Source organism: Pedococcus sp. P2_D7 (assembly GCF_056404295.1).
In genome coordinates this window covers 1-19193 of sequence record NZ_JBFUEH010000004.1, presented here as the reverse complement: position 1 = coordinate 19193, position 19193 = coordinate 1, and the positions used below count along the sequence as shown (strand labels likewise).

At 72.6% G+C, this 19193-nt stretch carries 19 protein-coding genes and 2 pseudogenes; 5 read left to right on the top strand and 16 right to left on the bottom strand.

Annotated features, from left to right (window positions below):
- Positions 1 to 25 precede the first annotated feature (25 nt).
- The 13 genes from pepN to AC1DWJ_RS09130 all read right to left on the bottom strand — a co-directional run bounded on the left by pepN (position 26) and on the right by AC1DWJ_RS09130 (position 12966).
- Complete coding sequence (gene pepN, locus AC1DWJ_RS09190; RefSeq protein WP_477620618.1) at positions 26 to 2497, bottom strand: aminopeptidase N; 2472 nt, start codon at positions 2495 to 2497, stop codon at positions 26 to 28.
- Positions 2498 to 2591: 94 nt separating this feature from the next.
- Positions 2592 to 2795, bottom strand: coding sequence for a cold-shock protein (locus tag AC1DWJ_RS09185; RefSeq protein WP_056924211.1), 204 nt, complete (start codon positions 2793 to 2795; stop codon positions 2592 to 2594).
- Between the two features lie 229 nt (positions 2796 to 3024).
- Complete coding sequence (gene htpX / locus AC1DWJ_RS09180; RefSeq protein ID WP_477620617.1) at positions 3025 to 3912, bottom strand: zinc metalloprotease HtpX; 888 nt, start codon at positions 3910 to 3912, stop codon at positions 3025 to 3027.
- 60 nt (positions 3913 to 3972) lie between these two features.
- Positions 3973 to 5478 (bottom strand): NADH-quinone oxidoreductase subunit N, encoded by a 1506-nt coding sequence (locus tag AC1DWJ_RS09175; RefSeq protein WP_477620616.1) that lies wholly within the window; start codon positions 5476 to 5478, stop codon positions 3973 to 3975.
- Positions 5475 to 6950, bottom strand: a complete 1476-nt coding sequence (locus tag AC1DWJ_RS09170; protein ID WP_477620615.1) for a complex I subunit 4 family protein — start codon at positions 6948 to 6950, stop codon at positions 5475 to 5477. Before AC1DWJ_RS09170 ends, AC1DWJ_RS09175 begins: the two co-directional genes overlap by 4 nt.
- Positions 6944 to 8818 (bottom strand): NADH-quinone oxidoreductase subunit 5 family protein, encoded by a 1875-nt coding sequence (locus AC1DWJ_RS09165; protein WP_477620614.1) that lies wholly within the window; start codon positions 8816 to 8818, stop codon positions 6944 to 6946. Before AC1DWJ_RS09165 ends, AC1DWJ_RS09170 begins: the two co-directional genes overlap by 7 nt.
- A complete protein-coding gene (gene nuoK / locus AC1DWJ_RS09160; protein WP_477620613.1) occupies positions 8815 to 9201 on the bottom strand; it encodes an NADH-quinone oxidoreductase subunit NuoK in 387 nt (128 codons plus the stop codon). Before nuoK ends, AC1DWJ_RS09165 begins: the two co-directional genes overlap by 4 nt.
- Positions 9198 to 9746, bottom strand: a complete 549-nt coding sequence (locus AC1DWJ_RS09155; protein ID WP_457253975.1) for an NADH-quinone oxidoreductase subunit J family protein — start codon at positions 9744 to 9746, stop codon at positions 9198 to 9200. The genes nuoK and AC1DWJ_RS09155 overlap by 4 nt, the downstream gene beginning before the upstream one ends.
- Entirely contained in the window at positions 9743 to 10498 is a 756-nt protein-coding gene (locus tag AC1DWJ_RS09150) for a NuoI/complex I 23 kDa subunit family protein (RefSeq protein ID WP_477620612.1), read from the bottom strand. The genes AC1DWJ_RS09155 and AC1DWJ_RS09150 overlap by 4 nt, the downstream gene beginning before the upstream one ends.
- Positions 10495 to 11454, bottom strand: a complete 960-nt coding sequence (gene nuoH / locus AC1DWJ_RS09145; RefSeq protein WP_477620611.1) for an NADH-quinone oxidoreductase subunit NuoH — start codon at positions 11452 to 11454, stop codon at positions 10495 to 10497. The genes AC1DWJ_RS09150 and nuoH overlap by 4 nt, the downstream gene beginning before the upstream one ends.
- A complete protein-coding gene (locus AC1DWJ_RS09140; RefSeq protein WP_477620610.1) occupies positions 11451 to 11981 on the bottom strand; it encodes an NADH-quinone oxidoreductase subunit C in 531 nt (176 codons plus the stop codon). The genes nuoH and AC1DWJ_RS09140 overlap by 4 nt, the downstream gene beginning before the upstream one ends.
- Entirely contained in the window at positions 11978 to 12610 is a 633-nt protein-coding gene (locus AC1DWJ_RS09135; RefSeq protein WP_477620609.1) for an NADH-quinone oxidoreductase subunit B, read from the bottom strand. The genes AC1DWJ_RS09140 and AC1DWJ_RS09135 overlap by 4 nt, the downstream gene beginning before the upstream one ends.
- The gene (locus tag AC1DWJ_RS09130) at positions 12610 to 12966 is read right to left on the bottom strand and encodes an NADH-quinone oxidoreductase subunit A (protein WP_457253980.1); all 357 of its coding nucleotides are present in this window, start codon (positions 12964 to 12966) and stop codon (positions 12610 to 12612) included. Before AC1DWJ_RS09130 ends, AC1DWJ_RS09135 begins: the two co-directional genes overlap by 1 nt.
- Before the next feature lie 71 nt (positions 12967 to 13037).
- On the opposite strand from AC1DWJ_RS09130, the gene AC1DWJ_RS09125 reads away from it, so the two are divergent.
- The 3 genes and pseudogenes from AC1DWJ_RS09125 to AC1DWJ_RS09115 all read left to right on the top strand — a co-directional run.
- Positions 13038 to 13685 (top strand): LON peptidase substrate-binding domain-containing protein, encoded by a 648-nt coding sequence (locus tag AC1DWJ_RS09125; protein ID WP_477620608.1) that lies wholly within the window; start codon positions 13038 to 13040, stop codon positions 13683 to 13685.
- 82 nt (positions 13686 to 13767) lie between these two features.
- Positions 13768 to 14271, top strand: coding sequence for a DinB family protein (locus tag AC1DWJ_RS09120; protein WP_477620607.1), 504 nt, complete (start codon positions 13768 to 13770; stop codon positions 14269 to 14271).
- Between the two features lie 2 nt (positions 14272 to 14273).
- Positions 14274 to 15017, top strand: a pseudogene (locus tag AC1DWJ_RS09115) (NAD(P)-dependent oxidoreductase); the annotation flags it as partial.
- A 50-nt stretch (positions 15018 to 15067) separates the two neighbouring features.
- Here AC1DWJ_RS09115 and AC1DWJ_RS09110 read toward each other — a convergent pair.
- Entirely contained in the window at positions 15068 to 15751 is a 684-nt protein-coding gene (locus AC1DWJ_RS09110; protein WP_477620606.1) for a GNAT family N-acetyltransferase, read from the bottom strand.
- Positions 15752 to 15919: 168 nt separating this feature from the next.
- Entirely contained in the window at positions 15920 to 16903 is a 984-nt protein-coding gene (locus AC1DWJ_RS09105) for a glycoside hydrolase family protein (RefSeq protein ID WP_457253985.1), read from the bottom strand.
- Between the two features lie 102 nt (positions 16904 to 17005).
- On the opposite strand from AC1DWJ_RS09105, the pseudogene AC1DWJ_RS09100 reads away from it, so the two are divergent.
- Positions 17006 to 17422: pseudogene (locus AC1DWJ_RS09100) on the top strand (cupin domain-containing protein).
- Between the two features lie 46 nt (positions 17423 to 17468).
- Here AC1DWJ_RS09100 and AC1DWJ_RS09095 read toward each other — a convergent pair.
- Entirely contained in the window at positions 17469 to 17777 is a 309-nt protein-coding gene (locus AC1DWJ_RS09095; RefSeq protein WP_477620605.1) for a DUF2087 domain-containing protein, read from the bottom strand.
- Positions 17778 to 17882: 105 nt separating this feature from the next.
- On the opposite strand from AC1DWJ_RS09095, the gene AC1DWJ_RS09090 reads away from it, so the two are divergent.
- The coding region (locus AC1DWJ_RS09090; protein WP_477620604.1) for an HNH endonuclease signature motif containing protein at positions 17883 to 19193 on the top strand (1311 nt) is incomplete at its 3' end.

The window sequence follows — 19193 nt, the reverse complement described above, 5'->3', positions numbered from 1 at the left end:
CGGGTCCGGAGCGGAGTCCCGGGCCTCAGCCGAAGGTGGCTCGCGAGCGCAGCGCCTCGCGCAGCTGGGACTCCGCGTCGACCATCGACCGGCGCACCCCGGCGGTGAGCCCGCCGCCGCCGAGCGCGGCCTCGCTGCGCTCGACCGTCGCCGCCTCGACCACCCGACCGGGGTAGGCCAGGGTCGCGACACGGGCGATGGCGTCCTCACCCACCCACTGGCTCATGGCCGGTACATCGGCGAAGTAGCGCTCGGCGTACGGGCGCACGACGTCGAGGTCCTCGGCCAGCCAGAATCCCTGGGCCAGGGCGTTGAGCTCGTAGTTGGAGCGGGACCGGTTGGCGGTGAGCTCCGTCCAGGCCCACGCCTTCGCGTCGGCACCGGGCATCGCGGCCCGCGCCATGAGGGCGTTGAGCCGGCCCTGGAGCGTGTCGTCGTGGGACCGGCGACCCTCCACGAAGTCCTCGTCGACCAGTCCGCGCGCGGCCAGGTTGCGCACCGCGATCCAGCCGAAGTCCGAGTCCTCCTCGAGGCCGGCCGGGCGGTCCTTGGCCGCGGCCCACGCCCGCAGGAGCGTCTCGTCGCCCGAGGAGCGGGCGACCGTCCTGGCCGCGACGAGGGCACGGGTCGAGCCGGGCCGGGCAGCGGCGAGGACCTGCTCGGCCGACGCGGCCACGACCCGCTCGGCCCACTCGTGCTCGGCCGGCGGCAGGAAGGTCGGGATGATCCGGCCCAGCAACGACATCGAGGTGCGACTCAGAATCGAGTCGTTGTCCTCCACCGGCCAGGCCTCACCGAAGGTCCGGACCAGCACGCTCGGGTCCACCGTGCCGAGGCAGGCACCGTCGATCAGCGCGATCCACACCACGGCCCGCGCCTGCACGTCGGGGACGCTGGCTAACGAGGTCGGGACGGCCGCGACCGACTCGGGGTCGAGGCTCACGGTCGCCCAGGTGAGGTCGGCCGCGTTCGGCACGACGAGGTCGGCGGCGGGGGCGTCCCGCAGCGCCTCGACGACCGTGCGGTCCTGCGTGATCGTCACCGGCACGCGGAACACCTGGTTGCCGCCGGTGAACCCGGCGACGTCCATCGTGTGCGGCCGGTCGGCCGGGTACCTGGTCGGCACGGTGCGCTCCACCGCACCCTCGGCGCGGTCGACGGAGATCACGTCCACCCCGGCGGTCAGCAGCCAGGCCCTGCTCCAGTCGGTCAGCGACTGACCGCTCGCGCTCTCCATGAAGCCCATGAAGTCAGCGAGCGTGCCGTTGCCGTAGGAGTGCCGGCGCAGGTAGTCGCCGACCCCGGCGATGAAGGCGTCGTCACCGATGTGCGCGATCAGCTGGCGCAAGGTGGCGGCTCCCTTGGCGTAGGAGATGCCGTCGAAGTCCTGGAGCGCCGCCTGGGCGTCGGGCGCCGCCGAACCGGCCACGGGGTGCGTCGAAGGGGTGCGCTCCGCGGCATACCCCCACGCCTTGCGGGCCACGGTCGAGTCGACCCATGCGTCGGTGAACTCGGTCGCCGCGACGCAGGTGCGGTGGGCCATGTACTCGGCGAAGGACTCGTTGAGCCACAGGTCGTCCCACCACTGCATCGTGACCAGGTCGCCGAACCACATGTGCGCCATCTCGTGGGCGATCGTGTTGGTGCGCGAGAGCACCTCGTCGCGGGCAGCGGCACCCCGGAAGACCATGGTGTCGCGGAAGGTCACGCAGCCGGGGTTCTCCATCGCGCCGGCGTTGAACTCGGGCACGAACACCTGGTGGTACTCCCCGAACGGGTACCGGATCCCGAAGAGCGAGTGGTAGTAGTCGAAGCACGCGCGGGTCACCTCGAGCATCTGGCCGGCCTCGCGCTCGAGGTGGGTCCGCAGCGACGCGCGCGCATGGATGCCGAGGGGTATGCCGTCGTGCTCGTCGAGCACGGACGCGTAGGGACCGGCGCAGACGGTGACGAAGTAGGTGGCCAGGGGCCGGGTCCGGGCGAGCTCCCAGCGACCGGGCGAGACCCGGGTGGCCGCGCCGTTGCCGAGGACGAGCCAGTCCTCGGGGGCTGCGACGGTCACCGTGTAGGGCGCCTTGAGGTCGGGCTGGTCGAAGCACGCGTAGACCCGTGGGGCCGCGTCGAGGAACAGGTGGCCGTAGACGTAGTGCTCGCCGTCTGCCGGGTCGACCGCCCGGTGCAGACCCTGCCCGTCGCGGCTGTAGGCCATCGTCGCCTCGACCTCGAGGACGTTCTGGGCCTCGAGCCCGACCAGCTCCACCCGGCCGTCCGCGAGGGCGGTGGCGTCGAGCGCTCGACCGTTGAGGACGACGGAGGCCAGCTCGACCGGCAGGACGTCGACGAACGTGGTGGCACCGGGCTGCGTGCACGCGAAGGAGATCCTCGAACGGGAGCCGAAGGTCTCCTCGCCCTGGTTGAGGTCGAGGTCCACCTCCATGCTCGTCACGGTCAGGAGCTCGGAACGACGATGTGCTTCGGACCGGGTGAGGGAAGGCATGGGACCGATTCAACCAGCCGATGCTGGGGGAAGGCCGAAGCCCCCGGCCGAGACGGCCGGGGGCTTCGGTCTGAAGTTCAGAGGGTGGGGCAGGTCAGATGACCGTGACCTTCTCCGCCTGGGGACCCTTCGGGCCCTGCGTGATGTCGAACTCGACGCGCTGCGCCTCGTCGAGCGAGCGGTAGCCGCCGGACTCGATCGCGGAGTAGTGCACGAAGACGTCGGCGCCGCCGCCGTCCTGCTCGATGAAGCCGAAGCCCTTCTCAGCGTTGAACCACTTCACTGTTCCCTGTGCCATGGGATAACTCTTTTCCTAATTGGCCGATGTGGCCGCGGATGCGGACCACCAGCTGCGAAATCACCACGACACGGAATACACCGCTTACGGAAAAGGCCCGCACACTGGCGGGCCCACTCACACGAGGAACTGCAACTGCGCCAACTGTAACGTGAATCCGCCAGACTTTCATTCCCGGGCCCCGGTGAGTTGCCCGCAGAGGTCTCACCGGACCCGAAATCGCGTCGGATCAGCGCTGGCGGAAGCCGTAGGCCTGCTGCTCGAGACGGGCGATCCGCTCGGTCATCGGGGGGTGCGTCGAGAAGAACCGCGACACGTCCTGCGGCCGGAACGGGTTGGCGATCATCATGTGGCTGGAGTTCTGGATGGCCGGTGTCGGCTGCAGGGGCGCCTGGGCCACCCCGACCTCGAGCTTGCGCAGGGCCGATGCGAGCGCCAGCGGGTCGCCGGTGAGCTTGGCGCCGTCCTCGTCCGCGTCGTACTCGCGGGTGCGGCTGATCGCCATCTGGATCATCATCGCGGCGAACGGCGCAAGGAGCGCCATCGCCAGCATCGCGATCGGGTTGGGGCGGTCCTCGTCGTTCCCGCCACCGCCGAAGATGCCCGCGAACATGAGCATCTGGGCCACCGACGTGATCACGCCGGCCACTGCCGCGGCCACCGAACCGGTGAGGATGTCGCGGTTGTAGACGTGCATCAGCTCGTGGCCGAGGACCCCGCGCAGCTCACGCTCGTCGAGCAGCCCGAGGATGCCCTCGGTGCAGCAGACGGCGGCGTTCTCGGGGTTGCGGCCGGTCGCAAACGCGTTGGGCGCGGCCGTGGGGCTGATGAAGAGCTTGGGCATCGGCTTGCCGGCAGCCGTCGAGAGCTCACGGACGATCCGGTACATCGCCGGGGCCTGCGCCTCGCTGACCGGGTAGGCGTGCATCGCCTTGATGGCGAGCTTGTCGGAGTTCCAGTAGCCGTAGGCGGTCATGCCGACGCCGAAGAGGGCGAAGAGCCAGATGAACGCCGAGCTGCCCGTCGAGGCCGAGATGACCCCACCGATGGCGAGCAGGAGGGCGAAGATTCCGCCGAAGAGGGCTGCGGTCTTGAGCCCGTTGAAATGGTTGTGCATGTCTGCCTCAACGCTCCCTTCCGTGCTGGCGTTCCCCGCGAGCCGGCCCTGCCGCGCGGCTCAGCCGAGCAGCCCGAGCAGCAGCTGCGGCATGACACTGGTGGCCACGAGGGCCGTCCCGCCGAGGACCAGCGCGGCCAGCGCCGACCGGGGGATCCGGCGGATGACGGCGCGGGCCGGCCCCTCGTCGGGGTCCCGGAGCAGCACGGCGAACCACCGCAGGTAGACCGCCACCCCGATCACGGCGTTGAGCACCGCCACCCCCACGAGCAGCCACTGGCCCGCGCCGACGACCGGACGCAGCGCCACGACCTTGGCGACCAGGCCGATGACCCCCGGCGGCAGCCCGGCGAGCGACAGGAGTGCCAGGCCCAGCGCGCCTCCGAGCAGCGGATGGGCACGCAACAGGCCGGTGTATGCCGCGAGCGTGCGTCCCTGGTCGACGACGCCCCGGCGCCGTGGCGTGGCCGTGACCACGTGCACCACCGTGAACGCGACCAGCGTCGCGACGACGTAGGCGAGCAGGTATCCGCCCGAGGCCGCGGCGGAGTCGTCGTCGAGTGCGGAGAGCGGCAGGACCACCCACCCGGCCTGGGCGACGGTGGACCACGCGAGGAGCCGCACCGGGTCGTCCTGCACCAGCGCCAGGACGTTGCCGAGCGTCATCGACACGGCAGCCAGGATGCCGATGCCGACGAGGACCGGGGCGCCCGCCCCGATGAGCGGCTGGACCACCACGAGCAGGGCGGCGAGCGCGGCCACCTTGGAGGTCGCGGCGAGGAAGGCAGCGACCGGTTCGGTGGCGCCGGCATACGCCTGCGGCGTCCAGAGGTGGAACGGGACGAGGCTGAGCTTGAACCCCAGCCCGGCGAGCAGGAGCAGTGCGCCGAGCAGGAGCACGACCCGGCGCTCCGGGTCGGCGAGGGCGTCCTGCACCCCGCCGGGGGCGAAGACCGCCTCGCCGGTGGACAGCAGCCACAGGGCCGCACCCAGCACGACCATCGCGAACGACACGAGCGAGGTGGTCAGGAGGGCGAGGGCGCCCCGGCCGGCCGGCCCGTCGCCGCGGAGGGCGACCAGCGCGATGGCGGGCAGGGTCGCCAGCTCGAGGCAGACCAGCCACGACCCGAGGTCGTGGGCAGCCGCGACCCCCGCGGCCCCCGCCGTCGCGGCGAGCACGAGCGACACGATGACTGCGGGACCGCCGCGCAGGTGGTCGCGAGGGTCGGCCCCGGGCCAGCTCAACAGCAGGACGACCAGCGCCGATGCGAGGGCGCCGAGCTGCAGGGCGCTCGCGAGCGGACCCGCTTCGTAGAGGCACGCGCCGTCGGGGGCCGGGAGGCAGAGCGTGCGCAGCGGGTCGTCGGCCGACCGCAGCGCCCCGGGCACCGCGAGGGCGACGCCGGCCGCCAACGCGAGCAGTCCGACCGCGGCGTGCAGCCGGACCAGCCGCGGGGCGAGGACGTCGACGACGAGGACGAGCACGGCGCCCAACGCCGGGACCGCGACGGGGCCCAGGGCCAGCCAGTCGAAGCTCACCAGGCTGGTGGCCGCGGGCGCGGTCATGGCGCGGCTCCGATGAGGGTGGTCACCGTGTCGTCGGTGAGGGCGAGCAGGGGCCCGGGGGCGATGCCGAGCAGCAGGACGGCCAGGACGAGCACGGCGATGACGTCCCACTCGCTGTCGCGGCTGTCCTCGATCCGGGGTTCGGTGCGTTCGCCCGCCCAGACCGTCCGCAGGACCCGCAGCGCGTACGCGGCGGCCAGCACGGTGCCGAGCGCGCCGACGACGGCCAGGGCTCGGAAGAGGCCCTCGGGACGGTCGGCGGCCGGTGACCACGCGGCATACACACTGAGGAACTCACCCCAGAACCCGGCCAGACCGGGCAGCCCCAGTGACGCGGCGAGGCCGACGACGAGGGCGAACCCGAGGCGTGGGGTGACCTCGCGGAGCGCGGCCCGTGCCGTCGCCAGGTCGGCACTCCCCCAGCGCTCCTTGAGCCCACCCACGACGACGAACAGGAGCGCGGAGACCACTCCGTGGGCGACGTTCGCGAACAAGGCTGCCTGCAGGCCGGTGCGGGTGCCGCAGGACAGCCCGAGAATGACAAAGCCCATGTGGGCCACCGACGAGTAGGCGATCAGCCGCTTCAGGTCGCGCTCGACGAGGCAGGCCAGGCCTCCCCAGACGATGCCGACCACGCCGAGCACCGCGAGGACCGGTGCGACCTTCGCGAAGCCCTCCGGCAGGGAGGCCAGCGGCAGCCGGACGAGGCCGTAGGTGCCCATCTTGAGGAGTACGGCAGCCAACAGCACCGAGCCCGCGGTGGGCGCGGTGGTGTGGGCGGGTGGGAGCCAGGTGTGCACCGGGAAGACCGGCACCTTGACCGCGAGCCCGGCGACGAGCAGCGCCGCGATGAGGGTCTGGGTGCCGACGGGTATGCCGTGTCCACCGCCCTGGGCGAGGACGTCGAGGTCGGACGTGCCGGCCTTGGCGACGAGGGCGAGGATGCCGACGAGCATGAGGGTCGAGCCGAACGCGGTGTAGAGGACGAACCGCCCCCCGGCATCGGCTCGCGCGGCCCGGTCGTGGGGGTCGCCGAAGCGGGTGATGAGCACCCACATCGGCACGAGCACCAGCTCGAACGCGACGAAGAAGAGCACAGCGTCGCGCGCGTAGAAGGTGGCCAGGGCGCCGAACTCGACCAGCAGCAGGCAGGCGTGGAAGGCGGCCGTGGTGCCACCCTGCGGGGGCCGGTCGAGGGTGTGCAGGACCACCCCGACACCGAGGATCGCGGTGAGCAGCAGGAGGGGCGCGCTGATCCCGTCGACGGCCAGCTGCCAGCGCAGGCCCAGCGACGGCACCCAGGCCCGGTCGACGATGGGGCGGGTGATCACGGCGAAGAGGACGCCGGCGAGGGTCACCACGCTGGCCGCGCTCGCGAGCAGGTTGGCGGTGCGGTGGGAGACGCCGCGGCCACCGGTGAGCAGCCAGACGGCGACGGCGGCAGGGACCACGAGGCTGGCGAGGATCACCACAGCGCCACCCCTGCGAGCGCAACCGCGACGACTCCGGCCACCACCCAGGCCAGCCCTGAGGCGGCCACCTCGCGTCGGTGGGCCCGCTGGCCGCCGGCCCCTCCGAACCGGGTCGCGGCCGCAGCCCCCCGGACGTAGGCGTCGACGACCTCCCGGTCGAGGAACACGACGAGGTGGGCCAGGGCGAGCACGGGTCGCGCGACCAGGGCGACATACAGGCGGTCGACCCCGAGCCCCGCGTCGAACGACGGGATCCGCGCGCCGACGACCCGGATGGCGGGGTCCTTGCCGGCAGCCACCGACCGCACGGCCAGGCCCGCCCCGACGATGAGCAGGACGCTCAGCAGGGCGACCAGCCAGCCGATGTGACCACCGGGGTCGAGCAACGGAGTGACCACGACGAGGCCGCCGACCACCGTGAGGACGGCCAGGACCGTGACGGCCGCGCGGACGCCGACGGTCGCGGTGTCGGCCTCGTGGCGCTCGATGTCGGCGGCGCGCAGGTCGTCGAGCACGATCCACGCGCGCATGCAGTAGGCCGCGGTGAGGACGACGGTCAGCAGCCCGGCCAGCAACACGACCCAGGCGCGGGCCTGGCCGTCGCCGATGCCTGCCTCTGCTGCGGAGAGCACGTGCTCCTTGGAGACGAACCCGACCAGCGGCGGGACGCCCGCGAGCGACAGCAGTCCGACGAACATGGCCGGCCGGATGAACAGGTGGCCACGCACCCCGCCGCGCATCGTCGTCGCGGCGGTGCCGCCGACGGTCACGCTGAGCCAGCCGATCGCGAGGAACAGCAACGCCTTGAAGAACGCGTGGGAGTAGAGGTGGAGGACACCCGCGCCGGGCCCTTCGTCGGCCGGAGCCACCGCGAGCGCGGACAGCATGAGGGCGACCTGGCTCAGGGTCGAGTAGGCGAGCAGCCGCTTGAGGTCGCTCTGCCCGAAGGCCAGCGCGGCGGCATACACCATGGTCACGGCGGTGCTCAGCGCGAGCAGCCAGCGCGCGCCGTCGGCAGCGGCGAGCACGTCGAAGAGCTGGGCGAGCACGAAGGTGCCGGCCGCGACCATCGTCGCGGCGTGGATCAGCGCGGACGCGGGCGTCGGGCCCTCCATGGCGTCGGGGAGCCAGTCGTGGAACGGCACCATGCCCGACTTGCCGAGGATGCCGATGACGAGCAGCACCATGGCCGCGTTGAGGAGGGTGCTGCTGGGGCCGATGCAGAGCCCGGCGTCGTTGCAGCCGGCGCCGGCCCAGGACTGCACCACCCGTCGGTATGCCGTGGAGCCGGCTCCCGCGGCGAGGATCACCACCCCGAGGACGAATCCGACGTCCGCGAGCCGGGTGACGAGGAAGGCCTTGAGCGCGGCGCGGCGGGCGGTCTCCTTGCGGCTCCAGTGGCCGATCAGGAGGTAGGAGCACCAGCCCATCACCTCCCAGCCGACGAGGGTGAGGACGAGGTCGGCGGACTGGACCACGAGGAGCATCGCGGCGGTGAAGAGCGAGACGGTGGCGGCGAAGATGCCGTAGCGGTCGTCGTCGCGCAGGTACCAGCCGGCGAAGACCTGCACCGCCCAGCCGACGACGGCGACCACCAGGGCGATGGTGGCGGTGGCCGTGGTCGCCTGCAGCTGCAACGGGATCCGCAGCTCCCCAGCCGCGAGGGCGGGAATCGACGAGACCGTGCCCGCGCCGGACGAGCCGTGGACTGCCACGACCTCTGCCACGGCGAAGACCACGGCGAGGACGGACGCGGCGACGGCCAGCACTCGGGCCGGGCGGGCTTCTGACCGACGGGCCACCAGCAGCCCGAGGAGGGCGGCGACGGCGGGGACGAGGACGACGAGGCGGGTGGCCGTGCCGCTCACGACCGCCCCCCTTCCACGTCGCTGCTGGCCGGCACTGTGCTGCTGGCCGGCGCGCTGCCGAGCGCCTCGCTGCCGAGCGCCTCGCTGGTGAGCGCCTCGCTGAGGTCGACGTCGCCGCGCAGCCGGAAGACGGCCAGCACGACGGCCAGCGCGACCACGACCTCGGCGGCGGCGATGGTGATGACGAAGAGCGTGAGGACGTTGCCCGCCGCCCAGCGGTCGCCTCCGGCTGCACCCACCGAGACGAGCAGGAGGTTGCCGGCGTTGAGGACCAGCTCGACACCGATGAGCACGAGCACGGCGTTGCGCCGGGCGAGCACGCCGTAGGTGCCGAGTCCCGCGAGGACGGCGGCGAGCAGGTAGGGACCAGCGAGGTGGATCATGCGGCGCCGTCCTCGGCGGTCACGGCCTCGGCGGGCCGGGCGGCGACCGGCGGACGGGTCATGCGCGACACCGCCATCGCCGCCACCAGCGCGACGAGCAGGAGGACGGACAGGACCTCGAACGGCCAGACCCAGGTGCCGAACAGCTGTTCGGCGAGCGCGGTGGTGGAGGTGTCCCGACGCTGGACGGCCGGGCCCGCCAGCGGCAGCAGCGCGGCGGCGAGCAGCGCCGTCACGCCCGCCCCGAGGACGCCGGCGAGGACGCGGTGCAGCCGGCCGGTGCTGATGTCGGGGTTCGCGCCGATCGGGGCGCGCGTCAGCATGAGGGCGAAGAGGACGAGCACGACGATGGCGCCGACGTAGACGAGCAGCTGCACGAGGGCGACGAACTCCGCCCCGAGCACCAGGTAGCAGCCGGCGACCGCGCCGAGGCAGACCACCAGCCACAGCGCGGCGTGCACCACGTGGCGGGTCGTCACGGCGAGCAGCCCACTGGCCGCGGTGACGACGCCGACCGCGGCGAAGGCCACGTCGAGTGCCGTCATTCCCCGGGCTCCGACTTCTCTTCCTCCGCGGCCGTGGCCGGTGCGTCCGTGGCCGGGGTCTCCGCGGCCGGGGTCTCCGCGGCCGGGGTCTCCGCGGCCGGCGTCTCCGCAGCCGGGGTCCCGGCGGCCGGCGTCTCCGACGTCGGGGCGGTGGCCGGCTGTGGCTCCTGGTCGGACGGGGTCGCACGGGTCGGTGCCGGGCGGGTCGGGGTGGTGCGGACCAGCCGACCGGGCCGGGTGGTCGCGCCGATCTCGGCGGGCTCGGCGGAGTGCTCGTCGAGCGCGGAGGGCGGCGGCACGGTGGGCATCCACTGGCCGAGCCGGTCCTTCTCGTGCAGGAGGTCGCGGATGTCGAGCTCGGAGTACTCGAACTCCGGGCTCCAGTGCAGCGCGTCGAACGGGCAGACCTCGATGCAGATGCCGCAGTACATGCAGAGGCTGAAGTCGATCGCGAAGCGGTCGAGGACGTTGCGCTGCCGCTCGCGCCCACCCGGGGTGGTGGCCGGGATCGTCTCCTTGTGGGAGTCGATGTAGATGCACCAGTCGGGGCACTCGCGGGCGCAGAGCATGCACGAGGTGCAGTTCTCCTCCAGGAGCGCGATGACGCCACGGCTGCGCGGCGGCAGGTGTGGCTGGGCGTCGGGGTACTCCGCGGTGTGGGTCGGCTTGGCCATGGTCCGCGCCGTGGTGGCCAGCCCCTTGAGGATCCCGGGTATGCCGATCGATCCCGGCTTCTTCGGCTGCTCGCTCATGCGCTCACCACCACCCAGACCCCGGTCAGGGCCAGCTGGGCCAGCGCGAGGGGCACGAGGACGAGCCAGGCCAGTCGTTGCAGCTGGTCCTCGCGCAGCCGCGGCCAGGCCACCCGCAGCCAGATCACGACGACGGCGATGCAGAAGCCCTTGAGCAGGGTCCACAGCCAGCCGAGCTGGTCGCTGGCGAGGCCGTGCCAGCCGCCGAGGTAGAGGACGGCGAAGAGCAGGGACATGACGACGATCCCGGCGTACTCGCCCAGGAGGAAGAACGCGAACCGCAGCCCGGTGTACTCGGTGTAGGCGCCGAACACGATCTCTGAGTCGGCGACCGGCATGTCGAACGGCGGTCGTTGGAGCTCGGCCACCGCGGACACCAGGAACACGATCGCCCCCGGTAGCTGGAGGACCAGCCACCACGGCGACCACGCTGCGACGATGCCGGACAGGGAGAGGGAGCCTGCGGCGAGGCAGACGCTCGCGACCGCGAGCACCATCGGCAGCTCGTAGGAGAGCAGCTGGGCCGCGGCGCGCATGGCGCCCAGCAGCGAGTACTTGTTGGCGCTCGCCCACCCGGCCATCAGGGTGCCGAGGATGCCGACCGCGGTCACCGCGAGGACGAAGACCGCCGATGCCGGCAGGTCGGCCGCGACGACGTCCGGCGAGAGCGGGATGGCGGCCATCGCGACGAGGTAGGGCACGAGCGCGACCGCCGGGGCGAACCGGAAGACCCGCTGGTCGGCTGCCGCCGGGGTGATGTCCTCCTTCTGCACGAACTTGACCCCGTCGGCGACGAGCTGCGCCCACCCGTGGAACCCACCGGCATACATGGGACCCAGGCGTCCTTGCATGTGGGCCATCACCTTGTGCTCGGTCTGGCCCACGAGCAGCGGGAGGACGAGGAAGGCCGCCAGCACGCCGACGGCGCGCAGCGTCACCTCGACGGCGTCGTTCACCGCGGCCCCCACTCGGGGTCTGGCACACCCGGCGCGGAGACGCGGCGCCGACCGGTGGGCTTGGCGTGCTCGGACTCGCCCGGCTCCTTGGCGCCCGGCCACGGCTTGGAGGCGCGCGCCGCGAGGACGAACGACTTGCGCAGCGGCGTGCCCTCGAACCCGTCGGGCAGGAGCAGCGGGCGCAGGCCGAGGCCGGTGCCGTCGTCGAAGCCATCGAAGTCGAGACCGAACATCTCGTGGGTCTCGCGCTCGTGCCAGGCCACGCCTCGGAACACTGCGGTCAGGCTGGCGAGGCTGGCGCCGGCCGGGACGCGTGTGCGAAAGAGCTTGCGGCGCAAGGCAGTCGGCGTGGAGCCGTCCATGAGGTGGCACACGACGTCGAGCCCCGGAGCCTGCTCGTCGTCGAGCTGGTCGACCGCGGTCAGCCAGTCGAAGAAGGTGTAGCCCTCACCCCGAGCAGCGGAGATCGTCGCCACCCAGTCGGCGGGGTCGACCTCGGCGCGGGTCAGCGCGCTGGGGTCGCTCACGGGGTGTCCTTGACCGGCGGCTGCACGAGCGGGCGGTTGACCTCGCCCGCCGACGCGATGCGGTGGCCGGCGTACTTCGCGCGAATCCCCTTGGTGCTCAACGTCTCGGCGGCGATCTTCTCCTGGAGCTTGAGGATGCCCTGGAGGAGTGACTCGGGACGCGGCGGGCATCCCGGCACGTAGACGTCGACGGGGATGATGGTGTCGACGCCCTTGGTGACGGAGTAGGAGTCCCAGTAGGGGCCACCCGAGTTCGAGCAGGCGCCGAAGGAGATCACGTACTTGGGCTCGGGCATCTGGTCGTAGAGCCGCCGCACCGCCGGCGCCATCTTGTCGGTGACCGTGCCGGACACGACCATCAGGTCAGCCTGGCGGGGGCCGGGCGCGAACGGGATGACGCCGAGCCGGATGAAGTCGTGGCGCGCCATCGACGCCGCGATGAACTCGATCGCGCAGCAGGCGAGCCCGAAGTTGAAGACCCACAGCGAGTAGCGGCGGCCCCAGTTGAGGACGACGCGGATCGGCTGGGGAGCCAGGTCCGTGGCGGGCCCGACCCTGGGCATCGGCAGTGGCGTGGGTCGGCTCGTCGACTCGGGCGTCGGCTGGGTCGTCGGCTGGGTCGTTGTCATCAGAGCCACCTCAGCAGACCGCGGCGTGCGGCGTGCACCAGTCCGACCAGCAGGATGCCCACGAAGACCGCGATCTCGACCAGCGACGCCGCACCCAGGTTGCTCCTGACCACGAGCGCCCAGGGGAACAGGTAGACCGCGTCGACGGCGAAGATGACGTAGAGGAACGCGTAGACGAAGTAGCGGACCTGGGTCTGCGCCCAGTCGCGTCCGACGGGGTCGACGCCGGACTCGTAGGTCGTCAGCTTGGCGCGGGTCGGTGCCCTCGGGGCGAGCAGCGCTCGGGCGCCCATCGCGGCCACGAAGAGCAGCAGGCCGACTGCGACCACCGCGGCGATGACGACGTAGGGCGACACGGTTGGCAGCCTAGTGGGACTGCACCGCGCAGGGGTGTTGCGCCGACGGGGGGACACCTAGCGTGAGGGGCATGGCCCAGCTCCCGCTGTTCCCGCTCGGCACCGTGCTCGTGCCGGGCGCGACGCTGCCGCTGCAGCTCTTCGAGCCGCGCTACCTCGAGCTGCTCAGCGACCTCGTCACCGCGATGGACGTCCCCGAGTTCGGCGTCGTCGCGATCCGGCAGGGCCACGAGGTCGGTCCTGACGCCGTCCGGGACCTGCACGAGGTCGGCTGCGTGGCTCGGGTGCTGCAGGCCGCCCCGGTCGGTGACGGTCGCTACCTGGTGGTCTCCACGGGGGTGCGCCGGTTCCGGCTGGACGCGCTCGTGGCCGGTGCCGGCACGGCATACCTGACCGGGGAGGTGACCCTCCTCGAGGAGCGCACCGGCGACGCCGACGCGGTGGCCGATCTGGCCGACCGCCTGAGGGGCGCCCTGCACGACTACGCCACCACCCTCGGGGCCGAGGAGCCGCAGTGGCCGACCGATGCCGACGAGCTCTCGTATGCCGTGGGCACGGCCGTGGGCCTCGACCTCGGCGACCGACAGCGGCTGCTCGCCGCTGCCGACACCGAGACCCGGCTGCGGCTCGGGGTCACGCTGGTGCGGCGGGAGCGACAGCTGGCCGCCACGCTGGGCGTGGTGCCGCCGACCCCCGAGCACGGGTTCAACCCCAACTGAGCCGCTGGCCCGCCCGCCCGACGATCGGGTCGCGCCGGACAATCCGGTGGCGCTGCGCCGGTCGGTGCGACAGGCTCGGCCCATGACGCGCACCGACACCCCCGAGGCCTGGGACGAGCGCACGACGCTCCTCACCATGCTCCAGTACACGCGAGACACGGCAGCCGAGAAGTGCCGCGACCTCGCCGACGAGCACGTGGGTTCGGCGCCCCTGCCGGGGTCGCCACTGATGAGCCTGGGCGGGGTGGTCAACCACCTGCGCTGGGTCGAGCACTCGTGGATCGAGAACCGGTTCGTCGGGGGTCCCGACCTCGGCCCGTGGACCGACGAGGAGCCCGACCGCGAGTTCAGCCTCGGCGCCACGACTCCCCTGGCGCAGACCTTGGCGGAGTACGTCGAGCAGGCCGGGCGCACCGACGCCATCATCGCTGGGCTGGACCTCGACGACCGGTCGGCGACTCCGTTCCGGTCCGGTGAGCACCCGACGCTGCGCTGGGTGATCCTCCACCTGATCGAGGAGAACTCGCGCCACAACGGGCACCTCGACATCCTGCGCGAGCTCGCCGACGGCAAGACCGGCGACTGAGCGTGTCCGTCCAGTCCGAGCCCGGGGGCGGCGACCGCCTCCTCACGATCGGGGTCGTGTCGCCCGGCGCCATGGGCTCGGCCCTCGCTCACAGGTGGCAGGCGGTCGGGGTGCGCGTGCTGGTGACGCTGGCCGGACGCAGCGAACGCACGCGGAGCCTGGCCGAGGGGCTGGAGCTGGTCGCCGACCTCGACGCAGTGGTAGGCGGCAGCGACGTGGTCGTCAGCGTGGTGCCGCCCGGCGGTGCGGTGGCCACCATGGGCGCCCTCCTCGACGCCTGCCGCCGCACCGGGGCGAGACCGCTCGTGGCCGACCTCAATGCGGTCTCGCCCGCGACGGTCCGCGAGCTGGCGGCCCTGGCCCGGGCGCAGGCCCTCGACTTCGTCGACGGGGCCATCAGCGGCGGACCCCCGACCCCCGGGGGCGACACGACGCTCTACCTGTCCGGCGACGCGGCGGCCGCCCTGGCGGACCTCGCGACGGACGGGCTACGAACGCGGGTGGTGGGCGGTGAACCCGGGGCGGCCTCAGCCGTGAAGATGTGCACCGCCTCGGTCTACAAGGGCACCACCGCCCTGTGGGCCCAGGCGCTTCAGACGGCGCAGGCCCACGGCGTGCTGGACGTCGTGCTGGCCGACCTGGCCGAGGAGTTCCCCGGCGCGGCCGCCACAGCCGGTCGCCGCATCGCGGTGGCGGCGAGCAAGAGCGCGCGGTTCGTCGACGAGATGGAGCAGATCGCGCAGACCCAGGGCGCGGCCGGCGCCAGTCCCGAGCTGTTCACCGCCATGGCTGCGGTCTACGCCCGGTTGGCCAGGACCCCGCTCGCGGCCTTGACGCCCGAGCAGGCGCGCGACCTCACCGACCTCGAGGACGTGCTGGGTCGGTTGGTGACCGCCCCTCGCCAGCCCCAGCCCCAGCCCCAGCCCCAGCCCTGGCCACGGCCCTCGAGGCGCTCGAAGGCCGGCGAGTAGCGGAATGCCCCGGTGCGGCCGTCTCCCCAGGCGCCAAGGGTCCGGAGCAGGAAGTACGCCGGACCCCAGTCCTGCGGTGGGGTGATGCCGTGGTCGACGGCCGGCCCGAAGCCGAACCGCGGGTAGTACGTGGCGTGCCCGAGCAGCACGACCCCGCGCAGGCCCACGGCATCCGCGGCCGCGAGCGTGGCATGCATCAGGGCCGATCCGACCCCCGCACCCTGCCGCTCAGGCAGCACCCCGAGCGGCCCCAGTGCCGCAAGGGGTGCAGGGCGGTCGTCGAGGAGCGCCCGGCTCATCGCGACGTGGCCGACCACGGCTCCGTCCTCCACCGCGACGAGGCACAGCGGTGCCAGCAGGTCACCGTCGGTCCGGAGCTCGTCGACGAGGTTGGCCTCGAGGGCACCATCGGTGGCGGGGGCGTCCTGCGTGGCCGGCCTGGCGAACGCACGGCGGTGCAGCTCACGGATCTCGTCGGCGTCGGACGGCTGCTCCTGGCGGATGAACATGCTGGCGACCCTAGACAGGAGGCGGTGCGCGTCGCCTGCCCATTTCCCGCGCCACGCGCGTGAGGTATGCCGCGTGGCCGGCTCAGCCACGCGGCATACCTCACGCGTCTCAGGCGACGCGGAGCGCGACGCGGAGCGCGACGCCGTGGGCGACGTCAGCCAGCGACGTCAGCGGGCGACGAGGTAGCCGTCGGCGTCGAGGGTCACGGGGATGGGGTCGATGATCTCGAAGCCGTCGAGGCCCTGGGGTTCGAGGTTGCGGAAGCCGACGAGCACCCACGACCCGTCACGCTGCTGCACGAGCGGCGCGGCGAAGAGGTGCGGCTCGCTGGTGAAGGGCCGGGCGGCGTCGATGTCCCACGGACCCAGGGGTCCCGCTCCGGGCACCGACCACGTGCAGTACTCACCGGTGCGGGCGATGCGCTCGGCCGTCATCTCCTGCGGGTGGCAGGTGAAGACGAGGACCCAGCGACCGTCGATCTCCTTGTTCTGCAGCACTTCGAGCTGTCCGAACCCAGCGCCCGGTGCACACAGCGGCGGGCCGAGCGTCCAGGTCTCGAGGTCGGGGCTCGTGGCGTGCGCGACCACGCCGTCGTCGTTGCGCGCCGCGTCGCGGGCGCGGGCGCTGACGAACATGTGCCAGCCGTCCCCGCTCGGGTCGCGGAAGACGAGGGGGTCGCGCCAGGTCTCGCTGGACCCTTCGAGGTCCGGGCCCTCGGTGGGGGCCGGGGTGTTCTGGAGGTTCTTGTACCAGCGCCCGTCCACGCCGACGACCGGCTCCGGGCCGCCGCGCTCCCAGTGCTGCAGGTCGGCGGAGTAGGCCTCGCCCACGCGCTGGTCGTAGACGTGGTGGCCGCGGTTGGAGACGGCGGTGTAGTACATCCGCCACCGCTCGCCGTCGCGGACGACCGACCCCGTCCAGATCGCCAGGTCGTCGAACCGTGCACTGCCACTGCGGTCGGGCCCGAGGCACTCGCCGAGGTAGGTCCAGTCGACGAGGTCGGGCGAGGTGGCGTGGCCCACCGTCGCGGCGGTGTGCCGCTTGCCGGGGTCGCCGAGCGCCCGCGGCGCCTGGAGGAAGAACAGGTGGTAGAGGTCGCCGTCGTCGGCCACCCAGGAGTCCCAGACCCAGAGGTCATCCAGCCTCAGCATGAGCAGAGTCTGGCAGCAGGTAGGGCTGCTCACCTGCCGAACCGCATCGTGGAACGGGTCGCCTTGGCGCCGACGTCGCCCTGCGTCGGGGACACTGCAGGAATGAAGCCTGCACTCGCGGAAGCCCTCGACCTCGAGCCGCACCCGGAGGGTGGCTGGTACCGGCAGACGTGGGTGTCGCCGGCCACCGTCGAGCTCCCCGACGGTCGCACCCGCTCGGCGGCGACGTTGATCTACTTCCTGCTCCCGGCCGGCGAGGCGTCCGCCTGGCACCGGGTTGCCTCGGACGAGATCTAGCTGGCCCACACGGGCGTCGTCACCCTCGAGCTCGGGGGCTCGGACTCGCGTCCCGCCGCCTCCGAGGACTGTGCACGCCGCTCGGTCGGGGCCACCGGCGAAGCTCAGGTGCTCGTGCCCGCCGGGCACTGGCAGCGCACCGTGGTCACCGACCAGGACGCGCTGGTGAGCTGCCTCGTGTCACCGGGGTTCGACTTCGAGGACTTCGAGCTGGCGACCTAGGAGCCGGGCAGAGCTGGCGACCTAGGCGCCGGGCAGAGCTGGCGACCTAGGCGCCGGGCGTGCCCAGCGTGCCGCCGGCGCGCCAGTAGCGGCCGTCGCGGCGCTCGAGGAAGCCCTCTTCGACGAGGTAGCGGCGCAGGGCGGCGACGTCGTCGTGCCAGACGCGGAGGCTGGTGTTGACCTGGGTCTCGTCGTAGGTCTCCCCGACCTCGAACGACTGGGCCATCTCGTTGAGGACGACGAGGCGCTTGCGGACGCGGGTCGGGATGGCCGAGAGCCTGCCGTCGGGCCGGACGAAGGCACGCAGCACGGCCTCCCGGTCGGCGAGGGCGTCGTCAAGAGCGGGGCGATCCATGTCTCGAACGTAGCTCGTCATTCTGTTTCGTCCCAATGCTTTTCGCGGACTGTGCCTGTGGACGACGCACCTTCGGCTGTCAGCGCCTGGCTCTACGATGGACACATGTTCGACGACGTGGAGACCGTGCGGGGAGCCGACCCGGCTGACCTCGTCGGTGCCGTCTTCGCGCTGACCGACGAGGCTATTGCGGACCTGTCAGCCGAGCAGGCCGAGGCCCTGGTCGTCGCGACGCAGCGGGTGGTCAGTGCCGCGACAGCGCGGCAGCGCTCGGCGATGGAGACGGTGGCCCGGCGTTGCGACGAGCGCGTCGACTGCGAGGCGGCCGACGCGGCTCAGGCCGGCACCCGGCGCCCTCAGCTTTCCGGCCAGGCCCTCGCTGCGGGGTCGCTCGCCGCCCTCCTGCACGTCTCACCCCGCACCATGTCCACCCGCATCGACCACGCCCGTCGGGTCGTGTGCGCCCTGCCGCAGGTCCAGGCGCTGGCTTGGTCGGGCGACCTCGAGCCCTACCGCGTGGATGCCGTGGTCGCGGAGTCGGCGGCTGCGCCCTGGGCACGGCTGCACGAGTTCGAGGCCCGCGTCCTCGACGGCGGCGTCACCGAGATGAGCTGCGCCGCACTTCGACGGCGCGCCCGTCGGGCGGCCGACCGGTGCGCAACGGACGACGCCGACCTCCTCGCCCAGCTGGCCCGGACTCGCGCTGACGTCTCGGTGCGGCCCGGCGAGTGCACCGGCATGACCCGGCTCGTGGCCGACCTGCCGACACCCGTGGCGATGCGCGTCTGGGGTGCCGTGGACGGGCTCGCCGCCGAGTACGCCCGCTCCCAGCCCGGGCTTCGGATGGGAGCAGCGAGGGCCGATGCGCTGGCCGACCTCATCGCGGCCAACGCGACGATCAGCACGACGATCGAGCTCGTGGCGCCGATTGACACCGGCCACCACACCCGGCCGGCCCTCGGGGTCTCAGCCACGTGCCTCGACGAGCCCTCGGAGTCAGCATCGTCCGAGCCAGGCGGTGGATACGTCGACCTCGGCGGCTGCGAAGAGCTCGATGACGGCGTCCTCCACGACCACGGTGGCGACCTCTGGTTCGTGTCCTCGCACACCGAGGTGCCGCTGCTCGGCTCGCTGCTCCCCGCCGACGTCGTCGCCCTCCTCTCCGACCCCGACGTCACCGTCCGGCTCGCCCGCAGCGACTCGGTCACCGGCGCGACCCGCTGGCAGGACCCGCGCACCTACCGCCCCGGCGCCGCCACCGCGCGAGCCGTCCGATCCCGGGACGGCACCTGCCGGTTCCCCGGCTGCGCCACCGCCGCCAGACGCTGCCAGCTCGACCACGTGGTCCGACATCCCGACGGGCCGACCACCGTCACCAACCTGCAGACCCTGTGCGCCACCCACCACGGGTTCAAG